This is a genomic window from Streptomyces sp. NPDC060000 (genome assembly GCF_042737375.1).
In the GTDB taxonomy this organism is placed as follows: domain Bacteria; phylum Actinomycetota; class Actinomycetes; order Streptomycetales; family Streptomycetaceae; genus Streptomyces.
In genome coordinates this window covers 13,914-25,798 of the sequence record NZ_JBHWUU010000022.1, presented here as the reverse complement: position 1 = coordinate 25,798, position 11,885 = coordinate 13,914, and the positions used below count along the sequence as shown (strand labels likewise).

Genomic DNA, 11,885 nt, shown 5'->3' with positions numbered 1-11,885 from the left:
GTAATTGAGCCTAGAGACTTTGTCCGCCCCGCGGGAGGGGGCGGGCCCGGTGGAGCCGGACTCACGCCCTAGCTACCCGACGGACCCTGTACATACTCCGTGGGAATGACGGGTTCCCCGCGCGAGAGCTGGATCGCGGAAAGGGGCAGGCCGGCGCGGGCCGCCGCGTGGCGGTCGCGGACGGCGTCCAGAGGCTCGCGGGCGACGACCTCGCCGCCCTTGACCAGCTGGACGAGCAGCTGGTGGTCGGCCAGTGCGGCGGGGACGGGCCCGGTGCCGACGACCTCGGCCTCGGCCACCCCGTACGCGTCGGGCCGGCGGGCGGCCCACTTGCGTCCGCCGACGGAGGTCTTGCCGCCGGTGGACCTCTTGGCGACCGGCACCAGCGGGGCCTGCGGATCGGGCGACTCGGCACGGGCGACGAGCTTGTAGACCATCGAGGCGGTCGGGTGCCCGGAACCGGTCACCAGCTGGGTTCCGACGCCGTACGCGTCGACGGGGGCCGCGGCCAGTGAGGCGATGGCGTACTCGTCGAGGTCGGAGGTGACGATGATCCGGGTCTCCGTCGCGCCGAGTTCGTCGAGCTGCTGGCGCACCCGGTGGGCGACGAGGAGCAGGTCGCCGGAGTCGATGCGGACCGCGCCGAGTTCGGGCCCGGCGACCTCGACGGCCGTCCGGACGGCCTCGGCGACGTCGTACGTGTCCACGAGGAGTGTGGTGCCCCGGCCGAGCGAGTCGACCTGGGCCTGGAAGGCCTCCCGCTCGGTGTCGTGCAGCAGGGTGAAGGCGTGTGCGCTGGTGCCCACGGTGGGGATGCCGTAGCGGAAGCCGGCGGCGAGGTCGGAGGTGGTGGCGAAGCCGCCGACGTACGCGGCGCGGGAGGCGGCGACCGCGGCCAGTTCGTGGGTGCGGCGGGCGCCCATCTCGATCAGGGGGCGCCCGCTCGCGGCGGCGGACATCCGGGAGGCGGCGGCGGCGATCGCGGAGTCGTGGTTGAGGATGGAGAGGATCACGGTCTCGAGGAGCACGCACTCGGCGAAGGAGCCCTCGACCCGCATGATCGGCGAGCCGGGGAAGTAGACCTCGCCCTCCGGGTAGCCCCACACGTCACCCGAGAAGCGGTACCCGGCGAGCCATTCCAGCGTCGCCTCGTCGACGATGTCCCGCTCGCGCAGGAAGCCGAGGACGTCCGCCTCGAAGCGGAAGTTCTCGATGGCGTCCAGGACCCGCCCGGTGCCCGCGACGACGCCGTACCGCCGGCCGTCCGGCAACCGCCGGGTGAAGACCTCGAACACGCTGCGCCGGTCGGCCGTGCCCGCCTTGAGGGCTGCCTGGAGCATCGTCAGTTCGTACTGGTCCGTGAAGAGCGCCGTGGAGGGAACGCCCACCCGTCGCCCATCACCCTTCTGAGGAAGCGCTTCGCGCCCTTCGTCTTCTGGCAGTCCAAGGTCCGCTGTGTTCATGGCAATGGATGATACTCCCTTTTCGTCGGTGTGACGATATCCATCACGCGTGGCAGCATGGGCCTTGTGACGTCACCCGCGCCCCTTGAGATCGAACGCACCGAGTCGGCGGAGGAGGCCTTCGCCGTACCCGAGCCGGACGTCCCCTGGGTCACGATCGTCCACAACGACCCGGTCAACCTCATGAGCTACGTGACGTACGTCTTCCAGACGTACTTCGGGTACTCCAAGGACAAGGCCACCAAACTCATGATGGACGTGCACCACAAGGGCCGCGCGGTCGTCTCCAGCGGCAGCCGCGAGGAGATGGAACGCGACGTGCAGGCCATGCACGGATACGGCCTGTGGGCCACCCTCCAGCAGGACCGGAAGTAGCCTCCCCTCCTATGCCTGGACACTTCGAACCGCTCCCCGGCGGCGGCGCGGCCGTCGCACTCGACGACGTCGAGATCTCCATCATCCGGTCGCTGGCCGTACAGCTCCTGGAGCTCATCGGCCCCGGCCCCGCCGAGGACGCCCCCGACGACCCGTTCGCCGAGCTCTTCGCCGAGGGGCCGAGCGAGCCCCCCGCCGATCCGGTGCTGCGCCGCCTCTTCCCGGACGCCTACACCGACCCGGAGGGCACCCCGGGGCCGAAGCGGGCGGACGAGCAGAAGGCGCACTCCGCCGAGTTCCGCCGCTACACGGAGAACGACCTGCGGGCCGGCAAGCGCGAGAACGCCCTCACGGTGGTCCGCTCGCTGGACACGCTGGCCTCCGAGGCGGCCGACGAGGGCGGTGCGGTACTGAAGCTGACGCCGCAGGAGTCCCAGCAGTGGCTCCGCGCGCTCAACGATCTGCGCCTGGCGATCGGCTCCCGCCTGGAGATCACCGACGAGGACGACACGGACCTCCTCTACCGGCTGCCGGACACGGATCCGCGCAAGCCGATGGTGATGGCGTACCTGTGGCTGGGCGGGCTCCAGGAGACGCTGGTGACGACGCTGCTGCCGTAGCCGTGGCGTGGTAGCCGTTACGCGGTGGTTCGTACGCTTATTTGTTCGCTCAGAGGACGCTCAAATCCGGATAACGATCGCATTACCGCGACGGCCGGGAGTGTCCTCTTTGTGCCTCGTTCATCCACTTCTTCTTGTGTCGTGCGCCACAGCCCGTCCGGGTGATCAATATTGCGGGCGTGATAAATCTTCACGACCGCCCGGCGAACACCACCCGTATGTTCGGCCGGGTGCGCCACCGAGCCGGTTGATCGCCGGCCAGGCATCGCTCCATCAATCCGGGGGGATCGAAACCCGATCCGGGGCCGACGAGAGGCCCGGTTCGGCATGGAGAAAGGCGCACCACACATGACCTCTGAGAAGGTCACTGACACCGCTGTCACTGACACTCCCGAAGAGGGGTACGAGCGCGGACTCGGCAGCCGCCAGGTCCAGATGATCGCGATCGGCGGCGCCATCGGCGTCGGGCTCTTCCTGGGCGCCGGGGCGAACATCGCCAAGGCCGGTCCCAGTCTCATCCTGATGTACGCCCTCGCGGGCGGGATCATCTTCTTCATCATGCGGGCGCTTGGCGAGCTGCTGCTCTACCGCCCGGTCTCGGGCTCCTTCGCGGAGTACTCGCGCGAGTTCCTCGGCCCGTTCTTCGGTTACTTCACCGGCTGGACGTACTGGCTGATGTGGGTCGTCACCGGCATGGCCGAGCTCACGGCCGCCGCGATCTACGTCAACTACTGGTTCCCGGCCGTCCCCCAGTGGGTGACCGCGCTGGTCTTCCTGGTGATCCTGTTCGGGGTCAACCTGATCTCCGTGAAGCTCTTCGGTGAGCTGGAGTTCTGGTTCTCGATGGTGAAGGTCACCGCGCTCATCGGCATGATCGTCATCGGCCTCGGTGTCCTCACCTTCGGCTTCAGCAGCGCCGGCGACACGGCCGCGGTCTCCAACCTGTGGGCCTTCGACGGCTTCTTCCCCAAGGGCGTCGGCTCGTCCCTGATGACCCTCCAGGGCGTCATGTTCGCCTACCTCGCGGTCGAGCTGGTCGGTGTCACGGCCGGCGAGTCGCAGGACCCGGAGAAGACGCTCCCGAAGGCGATCAACACCCTGCCGTGGCGCATCGCGCTGTTCTACGTCGGCGCGCTCACGGTCATCCTCTGCGTGGTGAAGTGGACCGAGTTCGCACCGGGCGTCTCGCCGTTCGTCGAGGCGTTCGCGAAGATCGGCATCCCGGCGGGCGCCGGCATCGTGAACTTCGTGGTGCTGACGGCGGCCCTGTCCTCCTGCAACTCGGGCATGTACTCCACGGGCCGCATGCTGCGGAACCTGGCCGACAGCGGCGAGGCCCCCGCGGCCTTCCGGAAGCTTTCGTCGACCAAGACGCCCGCCCTCGGCATCACGGTCTCGGTCCTGTTCATGGGCATCGGCGTGCTGCTGAACTACGTCGTCCCGGAGAAGGCCTTCGGCTACGTCACCTCGGTGGCCACCGCGGCCGGCATCTGGACCTGGCTGATGATCCTGATCAGCCACGTCCTCTACCGCCGCGCGGTCGTCGCGGGCCGACTGCCCGCCTCGTCCTTCCCGGCCCCGGGCGGCTCGGCGTTCAGCTGGGTGGCCATCGTCTTCCTGCTCTTCGTCACCGGCCTGATCGCGTACGACGCCGACTCCCGGGTCTGCCTGTACGTGATGGCGGGCTGGGCGGCCGCGCTCGGCGTCGGCTGGATGGTCCTGAAGGGCCGCAACCCGGAGATCACCGCGCGGCGCGAGCCGGAGTTCGAGAAGGTCGGCTGACCGACCGGTCGACCACCCCCGGGACGTCCGGCCGCAGGGAGCTCTCGTGGCGCCCCCTGCGCGGGCCGCTCAGGACGTCCGCGATGTGGGCCGTTCCGTACCACGCATCGGTACGGGGCGGCCCCTTTGCTTATCCTGGCGACCATGCGGACACAGCGGACACTGACCATCACCCGGGCCCTGTACGACCAGATCGTCGCCCACGCGCGCAAGGACCACCCCGACGAGGCGTGCGGTGTGATCGCGGGCCCGGCGGGCACGGACCGGCCGGAACGTTTCATCCCGATGCTGAACGCGGCCATGTCACCCACGTTCTACGAGTTCGACTCGGGCGACCTGTTCAAGCTCTACCGCGAGATGGACGACCGCGACGAGGAGCCGGTGGTCGTCTACCACTCCCACACGGCGACGGAGGCGCGCCCGTCCCGCACGGACATCTCCCTGGCGATGGAGCCCGACGCGCACTACGTCCTGGTCTCCACGGCCGACACCGACGGACTCGGCGAGTTCCAGTTCCGCTCGTTCAGCATCGTGGACGGAGAGGTCACGGAGGAGGACGTCCGGGTGGTCGAGGCGTACTGAGGCCCGAGCCCGTCACGCCCGCGCCTCCACGCCCCCGCCCCGCATCCCCCCACGCCCTGACTCTCGGGGCTAAGCCGCCGCGCCCCGCAGCAGCGACCGGATGGGGCGCCACAGCTCCGGTACGGCGACGACGCCGGCCGGGACACCGTTGTCGGGAGCCGTGCGCCAGATCAGGCCGTCCGGGTGGTGGAGCACCGCCGTGACCTCGTCGGGGGTGGGTGGCGCCGCGTTCCCGCGCAGGTAGACGGCCCGCAGGCCGAGGTTGCGGAGCCTGGTCAGGGCGCGTGCCCGGTTGTGGGCGTGGACCAGCACGCGGACGTCCGCGGAGGCGCCCGGGAGGCCCTCGCGGGCGGCGGGGCTGGGCAGGTTCAGCGCCACCACCACTCTGCCGTTGGGCAGCTTGCAGAAGCCTCCTGCGGCCATGCGGTCACACCCCCGTGCGAGTCGGTATCGAGGTCGGTGTCAATAAGAAGAGCACAGGAGGCACCTAAACACGATCGGCGGCGACCCGCCAGGGGTTGCCGCCGATACGCGTCTGACCTGCGATAACGCCGACTACTTCACCGAGGGGCCGACCTTCACCTTGATCTTCGAGCCATCGGTGGCCTCGTACACGATCTTGATCGTGGTGTTGGTGTCAGTGACCTTGACGCCCGCGAGCGGGGTCGTCGCGTCGTAGTACGTCGACTTGCGGTCGTCGAAGACGGAGACGCCCGGGCTCGACTTGATCTTGACCGCGACGTCCGCCCTGTGCAGCGTGACCGCGTCCGTGCGGTACTGGCTGAAGGGCGAGTCGAAACTCTGCAGACGGGCGTTCATCAGGGTGCCGTCGGCCCACTTCAGCGCGGTCGGGTGCGAGTCGATCGGGAGGATCAGGCCCTCACCCGGGTGCTGGCTGGTGTTGTCGTCCGCCTGGGAGGTGTCCCACTTCCAGATCAGCAGACCGTTCTGGTACGGGTAGTGCTCCACCCAGTCGGGGCGCGTCGTCGAGAAGCCGAAGTTGTACGGGCCGACCTTGAGGGTCTTGTCGTACGACACGTACTGGCGGTTCTCGGCGATGTAGTACTGGGCGTAGTCGTCCGTGATGGACGCCCCGATGCGCGAGAAGCCGGTCGCGGTCCAGGCGGCGTCCGCCGTCTCCGCGTTGTCGGAGAAGAGGGTGGCGCCGTCCGCCGTCACCTTGATCCCGTCGGCCGCGAAACCCTTCTGGGCCACGCCGCCGTCGGTGGCGTAACGGAAGCGGACGCTGATCTTCTGGCCCGCGTAGGCGTTCAGCGGGAACGTGAGCTTCTGGTAGGCGTCGACCGTGCCGGTGAGGGCGGGCTTGCCGCTGCCGTCACGCGGGATCGCGGTGCCGTCGGCCAGAGTGCCGTCGATCGGCGTCCAGTTGGAGCCGTCGGTGGAGACCTCGGTGTACAGGTAGTCGTAGCCCTGCTCGATGTCCCACCAGCCGTCCAGGGACAGCGCCGCCGACGTCTTGCCGGTCAGGTCGACCGCGCGGGTCAGGGTGTTGCGCAGATCGTCGCCGCTGCCGCTCCACCACTGCTTGGCGCCCTCGGCCGGGGCGACCACCTCGGTGGTGACCTTCTTCTCCGGCAACTGGACCACGAGGGCCTGGGCGTTCTTGGTGTTGTACTCCGCGACGCCCAGCGTGTGGCTGGACTTCACGCCCGCCTTCGCCACGTCGTAGTCCAGCCAGCCCAGCTGGAGCTTGTCCCAGGCGTTCATGTCGCCCGGCAGGTCGCCGATGGCCTGCTTGCCGGTGCCGAGCCAGGAACCGGAGGACATCAGGGTCCAGAAGCCGGTGGAGTTCTCGCCGCCGCCGGAGGTGTCGTACTCGTCCGGCAGGCCGAGGTCGTGGCCGTACTCGTGCGCGTAGACGCCGAGGCCGCCGTTCTCCGGCTGGATGGTGTAGTCGCCGATCCAGATGCCGGTGTCGCCGACCTGGGTGCCGCCGAGCTTGTTGGTGTCCGGGCCGGTGGCGCCGGCGTCGGTGCCGAAGGCGTACCAGCGGTGGGCCCAGATGGCGTCCTCGCCCTGGGCGCCGCCGCCCGCGGACTCGTCCTCGCCGGCGTGCACGATCTGGAAGTGGTCGATGTAGCCGTCCGGCTCGTTGAAGTCGCCGTCGCCGTCGTAGTCGTAGCGGTCCCACTGGTCGAACGTGGCCAGCTCCGCCTTGATCTGGGCGGCGGTGGCGCCGGCCGCCTCACGCTCGGCGACCCACGCGTTGACGCCGTCCTGGACCGCGTACCAGGCGCCGGTGGAGGCCTTGTTGGAGCCGTACCGGGCCTCGTTGTACGGGACCTTGACCCAGTCGGTCACCTCGCCCTCGACCGAGTAGCGGCCCGAGGACTGCTTCTCGTAGTACTTCTTCAGCGACTCGGTGCTCTTCCCGGTGCCGAAGTACAGCTCCTGGAAGTGCTTCTGGTTGTAGTCCGCCTGCCAGGCCGTGGAGTTGTCCTTGGCCCGGTCCGGCGCGGCTATCTTGTTGTGCAGCGGGCCGGCCGTGCCGCCGTAGCGGCTGTCGACCTGGTCGCCGAACTCGACGAGGATCGTGAAGATCTTGTCGGTCTTCTCGCGGCCGAGCTCCACGTACTTGGCGGCGCCCTTGCGGCTCTTGAGCTGGACGACCTTGGAGCCGTCCCGGTCCTTGACCGAAGCCTGGCCGGATATGACCTGCTCGATGGCCTCCTCGCGCTGCGCCTCCTGGGTCTTGCTGAGCGGGCCGTCGAAGTCGTGCTCCTTGGCCTTGGCCGGCTGCGGGTCCTGCCGGTCCACCGCCGTGGCCTTCGCCGAGGTGTTTTCGGCGGCCTGTGCCACGGCGAACGTCGAGAACGTCGCCGAGGCCGCCGCAAGGGCGACGACCGTCGAGGCCGTCCTGAACGTCCAGGATCTACTGGTCACTTGATGTCCTCCCACGCACGCGTCCGGACGCGCGGAAAGGGGGGATCCCTGTCAAGGAAGGTCCGCGCGCTGTTATACGCGTGTAGTCAAGTGACGCTATTTGACTACTGGTTTACGAGAAAAGACAGACCTTGACTTGGACAAGTCAACTGCATTATTAGGAGCTGGTGTTCGCATTGCGGACATGTGACTGTAACGGGGCGGCAGCCCTGACGGGCGCGCGGGGCAGTCCACTTGATGGACGTCATGACTCCGTGCGCCCCCTGTGCACCGGCACCGTGGGTTAGGTCACGCTTACCGTTCGTTCCGCTCGGGCATGCAGCCGAATAGAGTCGAGACCGCCCCCGCTTCCGAGGACACCGATTGCCATGCCTCGTCCGACTGTCGCACAGCTCACGTACGGTTCCTGCACCGTCATCTTCTCGACGCTCGCCATGCTGCTGCTGTCACAGACGAGTTCGGGCCCCGGCATCGCGGTCGTCGTCGTCGCCGCGGTCGCGCTGGGCGTGCTCGTCGCCATGACGGTGCCGGTGCCCAAGGTGTCGCGCGCCCCTGTGGGCCGCTCGACGACCCGCGCCCGTTCCGTGATCCGCCCCACGCCCCGCTCGACGACGATCCGCTCCGGGGCGGGCATGCCCGCGAGCCGGCCTGAGCCCGTTCCCGTCCCCGCGCACGCGGGCGTCCACGCGCCGGTTCCGGCGTCGGTCGCCTCGGCGCCCGAGCCCGTCCGGGAGCCCACGGCCCCCTGACACACACGCACCTGACGAAGGGCCCGCGCCATCGGGTGCGGGCCCTTCGCCGTACGCGGTCACCTCACCGCGCGCTGACCACCACCGTCTTGGCCGCCTTGTCGTGCAGGCCCTGCTTGTACGGCTTGTCGAAGAAGCTCCAGCCGCCGCAGATCGCCGTCCACAGACAGGCGCAGCAGAACGCGAACGGCACCCACAGCACCAGGGCACGGATCAGCGACGTCTGCGCCGAGGGCGTGGAGCCGTTCTCGAGGTTCGCCACCCGCATCCCGAGCCACTTCTTGCCCAGCGTCTGACCGGCCTTGGCGGTCAGGATCGTGTCGTACGCGACGTAGAGGATCGCGGCGACGAGTTCCCGGCCGAAGGTCTTGCCGAACTCGATCTTGTCCGCGTCCACCGTGTACTGCGCGACCCCGAAGGCCCACGCCAGCAGCGTCACCACGATGAAGACGAGGATCATGTCGATGATCCGGGCCAGCGTGCGCTTGCCGCTGTCCGCGAGCGGGGGCATCCCGGAGAGCGGATCTGCGGGGTACCCGCCGTACGGGTCCCCACCCTGCGGACCACCGCCGTACGGGCCGCCACCGTAGGGCGGTGGCTGACCGGGGCCACCGCCACCCGGCCCGCCGCCGTACGGTCCGTGCGGGGCGTCGTACGGCGAGCCCTGCCCCTGGCCGTACGGGGGCTGCCCCTGGCCGTACGGGGGCTGCGGGGGCTCCTGCTGCGGCGGCTGCTTCCTGAACGGATCGTCCTCCGGCGGCTCGCCGCCGCCGGAACCGGGGGGCGGTTCGCTGGTCATGCCCCCGAGTCGACCCCGAACCGCCACCCACCGCATCCGGCGAGCGTCCATACGGGGGACGGGGGACGGGGGCGAGGGGTGAGGTGCGGGGTCCTGGCAGGGGTCCGGGCCCGGAGCGCGGGGCTCTGGGCAGAAACCGGGACCAGGGCCAGGGACCGGAGTGCGCGGCCCGGGCCCGAGGCCGAAGTCCAGGGCTCGGGCCCGGGGCCCGGAGTACAGGGCCCGGAGTACGGAGTACAGGGCCCGGAGTACGGGGCCCGGGGCCCGGAGTACAGGGCCCGGAGTACGGGGCCCGGAGTACGGGGCCCGGGACCCCGAGAACAGGGCAAGGGCCCAGGACCCCGAGAACAGGGCAAGGGCCCAGGACCCCGAGAACAGGGCAAGGGCCCGGGACCCCGAGAACAGGGCAAGGGCCCGGGACCCCGAGAACAGGGCAAGGGCCCGGGACCCCGAGAACAGGGCGAGGGCCCGGGACCCCGAGAACAGAACAAGGGTGCGAGGCCTTGGTTTGCGTCCGGGGCCCGCACCCTCGGGCGGGATGCTGGGTGCGGGTCAGCCGGCGACGAAGGTGTGGGCCGCCTTGTCGTGCCAGCACTGGCGCCACGGCTTGTCGAACAGGCCCCAGACGACGCCCACGACACCCACGGCGAGCAGACCCGGCACGCTGTAGACGAGCCAGCGGCGCAGGGCCGCCCCGAAGGACGGGGGCTCGCCGCCGCCGATGTCCCGTACCTCGAGACCGAACAGCTTCTTGCCCAGCGTGCGGCCCCACTTCGCGGTCGGCAGCGCTTCGTACACGACCCCGAAGCCCAGCAGGACGGCGAGGACGATCCCGAGGTACACCGACGTCGTGCCGTCGAGCAGCCAGACGGTGACGGTCTCTCCGGTGAGCTTGGCCGCGTCGATCTTCTCGTTCACGTGGTCGAGGGCCTTCGCGCCCAGCGGCACGGCGGCGGCGGAGGTGACGGCCGCGAGGACGAGCGTGTCGACGAGACGGGCGGCCAGCCGCTTGCCGAGACCCGCGGGACGGGCCGAGGCCTGCCGCCGGGCGGCCGCCTGGAAGATGTCCTCGACCGGCGGTTTCCAGGGTGTGACGGGTCCGTCCTCGGCGCCCGCGAGCTGGTGCACCTGCTGGGCCCACGAAGGCTGCCCGCCGCCGGGCCCGGCGGCCATCGGGGCGGAAGCCTGGGCGGCGGCGGCCTGAGCGGCGGCGGACACGGCGGGCTGCGGCTGAGGGCCGCCGGCCTGCTGGGGCACGCTCGGTGCGCCCTGCTGGGGGCCGGAGAGCGCGGACGCGGGCGCCTGGCCCCCGGGCTGAACCCCGGGCTGGGCGACCGGGTGCCCCGCGGGGCCCTGCGGGGCGGGCGCGGAAGCGGGGGTGGCGGCCGGGACGTGCGCCGGGCCCTGCGGGGCCGGGATGCCCGGGCTCGGAGCGGCCGCCGCACGCTCGGCGGCCGCCTTGCCGGCGCCGAAGCCGGGCTTGGCGGGGGCGACCCCGCGGTCGGACGCTGCCCCGACCGGCCCCTGCGGGCCGAAGACGGCCGCGCCGTGGCCGCTTCCCGCCCCGGCGGAGACATCGGAGTCACCGAACCCCGGTGTCCCGGGAGTCCCGGGTGTCCCAGGGGTCGCGAACGTCCCGGGGGCAGTTGGAGTCCCGGGAGTCCGGGCGGTCCCGGGGGCCTCAGGGGCCGCGAAGTCACCGGGAGCCCCGGGGGCCGCCGCCGGAGTCTGAGCCCCCGCCGGACCCGGGGCGGCGGTCGGGCCCGGGGCCGCCATGGGGCCCTGGGCGGCGGCGGGGAACGCGGGCGCGTGGGCTGCCGGGGGCGTGTCGTCGTGGTGGCCCGTGCGTGGGGCCGGCGGTCGGAAGGTGACCGTGCCCTCGTCGGGGATCGGCGCGCCGGGACCGGGTGCGCCGGGCGAGGGGGCTGCCCCGCCGCCCGCCGTCGGCCGGCGGAAGACGAACGTGCCCCCGGAGATCACGTCCCCGGCACCGTCCTCCGGTTGCGCGGGCGGGATCGTCGTCATGCCGTCCGTGCTCGTCGACTGGCCCTCGGGCCGCGCCGGGGCGGACGGGGGCACCCTCGGGTCGGCACCCTGCGGGGCGCCCCAGGACACCCGGCGGTCCTGGTCGCCGCCGAAGCCGGACTGGTGGGCGCGGTCGGCGCCCCACGAGGGGGCGGGCTCGGGACGGCCGCCGTACGGGTCGGCCGGTGCCGGGTCCTCGTCGAAGAAGTGCGGGCCGGTCTCCTCCACGGAGGCCGGGGGCGAGCCGGGCTGGGGCGTGAGCGGTCGGCCGTCGGAGGGCGCCGGCCGGCTGGTGCCCGGTACCCAGGAGGCACCGTTCCAGTACCGGACGTATCCAGGGATGGACGGGTCCGGGTAGTACCCCTCGCGGGGCCTGTCGTCGCCGGGTGCCGGGGTTGGGGCGCTCATGTCCGTCGTCCCGTATCTGCTCGGGGGTGGGTTGGGGGGCTCCACATCTATCAGACCGACGCAAGCCCCACGGCCAGTCCTGTCGGACCCGCCCCTTTCCGGGCAACCCCGTGCACGCTCTTCACACGTTCGGAACCGACCGAGCGGCCCGGGCCGGAACGCGTCGCCGCCGTGGCCG

At 71.0% G+C, this 11,885-nt stretch carries 10 protein-coding genes; 5 read left to right on the top strand and 5 right to left on the bottom strand.

Going from position 1 to position 11,885, the window contains the following annotated elements; all coding sequences use genetic code 11:
• Window positions 1–68: 68 nt before the first annotated feature.
• Window positions 69–1,463, bottom strand: a complete 1,395-nt coding sequence (locus ACFWBB_RS14175) for a nicotinate phosphoribosyltransferase (RefSeq protein WP_385270665.1) — start codon at window positions 1,461–1,463, stop codon at window positions 69–71.
• Between the two features lie 57 nt (window positions 1,464–1,520).
• Here ACFWBB_RS14175 and clpS point away from each other — a divergent pair, with 57 nt between their 5' ends.
• From clpS to ACFWBB_RS14155, 4 genes are all read left to right on the top strand, one after another.
• A complete protein-coding gene (gene clpS / locus ACFWBB_RS14170) occupies window positions 1,521–1,838 on the top strand; it encodes an ATP-dependent Clp protease adapter ClpS (RefSeq protein WP_385270662.1) in 318 nt (105 codons plus the stop codon).
• An 11-nt stretch (window positions 1,839–1,849) separates the two neighbouring features.
• A complete protein-coding gene (locus tag ACFWBB_RS14165) occupies window positions 1,850–2,458 on the top strand; it encodes a DUF2017 domain-containing protein (RefSeq protein ID WP_385270659.1) in 609 nt (202 codons plus the stop codon).
• A gap of 348 nt (window positions 2,459–2,806) precedes the next feature.
• Window positions 2,807–4,240 carry an amino acid permease gene (locus ACFWBB_RS14160; RefSeq protein ID WP_385270656.1) on the top strand — a complete coding sequence of 478 codons (1,434 nt, stop codon included), beginning with the start codon at window positions 2,807–2,809 and terminating at the stop codon, window positions 4,238–4,240.
• 144 nt (window positions 4,241–4,384) lie between these two features.
• Window positions 4,385–4,822, top strand: coding sequence for a Mov34/MPN/PAD-1 family protein (locus tag ACFWBB_RS14155; protein ID WP_385270653.1), 438 nt, complete (start codon window positions 4,385–4,387; stop codon window positions 4,820–4,822).
• A gap of 69 nt (window positions 4,823–4,891) precedes the next feature.
• Here ACFWBB_RS14155 and ACFWBB_RS14150 read toward each other — a convergent pair whose 3' ends face one another.
• Complete coding sequence (locus tag ACFWBB_RS14150) at window positions 4,892–5,245, bottom strand: hypothetical protein (RefSeq protein WP_385270650.1); 354 nt, start codon at window positions 5,243–5,245, stop codon at window positions 4,892–4,894.
• A gap of 132 nt (window positions 5,246–5,377) precedes the next feature.
• Window positions 5,378–7,726: an immune inhibitor A domain-containing protein gene (locus ACFWBB_RS14145; protein ID WP_385270647.1), complete on the bottom strand. Its 2,349-nt coding sequence runs from the start codon at window positions 7,724–7,726 to the stop codon at window positions 5,378–5,380.
• Between the two features lie 368 nt (window positions 7,727–8,094).
• Here ACFWBB_RS14145 and ACFWBB_RS14140 point away from each other — a divergent pair, with 368 nt between their 5' ends.
• Window positions 8,095–8,475, top strand: a complete 381-nt coding sequence (locus ACFWBB_RS14140) for a hypothetical protein (RefSeq protein WP_385270644.1) — start codon at window positions 8,095–8,097, stop codon at window positions 8,473–8,475.
• A gap of 64 nt (window positions 8,476–8,539) precedes the next feature.
• Here ACFWBB_RS14140 and ACFWBB_RS14135 read toward each other — a convergent pair whose 3' ends face one another.
• Complete coding sequence (locus ACFWBB_RS14135; protein ID WP_385270641.1) at window positions 8,540–9,274, bottom strand: RDD family protein; 735 nt, start codon at window positions 9,272–9,274, stop codon at window positions 8,540–8,542.
• 552 nt (window positions 9,275–9,826) lie between these two features.
• Window positions 9,827–11,707, bottom strand: a complete 1,881-nt coding sequence (locus tag ACFWBB_RS14130; protein ID WP_385270638.1) for an RDD family protein — start codon at window positions 11,705–11,707, stop codon at window positions 9,827–9,829.
• Window positions 11,708–11,885: the final 178 nt, after the last annotated feature.

Coding starts and splice junctions, on each gene's coding strand:
- ACFWBB_RS14135 (WP_385270641.1), bottom strand. CDS start 9,274: ATGACCAGCGAACCGCCCCCCGGTTCCGGCGGCGGCGAGCCGCCGGAG.
- ACFWBB_RS14160 (WP_385270656.1), top strand. CDS start 2,807: ATGACCTCTGAGAAGGTCACTGACACCGCTGTCACTGACACTCCCGAA.
- ACFWBB_RS14155 (WP_385270653.1), top strand. CDS start 4,385: ATGCGGACACAGCGGACACTGACCATCACCCGGGCCCTGTACGACCAG.
- ACFWBB_RS14175 (WP_385270665.1), bottom strand. CDS start 1,463: ATGAACACAGCGGACCTTGGACTGCCAGAAGACGAAGGGCGCGAAGCG.
- ACFWBB_RS14165 (WP_385270659.1), top strand. CDS start 1,850: ATGCCTGGACACTTCGAACCGCTCCCCGGCGGCGGCGCGGCCGTCGCA.
- ACFWBB_RS14130 (WP_385270638.1), bottom strand. CDS start 11,707: ATGAGCGCCCCAACCCCGGCACCCGGCGACGACAGGCCCCGCGAGGGG.
- clpS (WP_385270662.1), top strand. CDS start 1,521: ATGGGCCTTGTGACGTCACCCGCGCCCCTTGAGATCGAACGCACCGAG.
- ACFWBB_RS14150 (WP_385270650.1), bottom strand. CDS start 5,245: ATGGCCGCAGGAGGCTTCTGCAAGCTGCCCAACGGCAGAGTGGTGGTG.
- ACFWBB_RS14140 (WP_385270644.1), top strand. CDS start 8,095: ATGCCTCGTCCGACTGTCGCACAGCTCACGTACGGTTCCTGCACCGTC.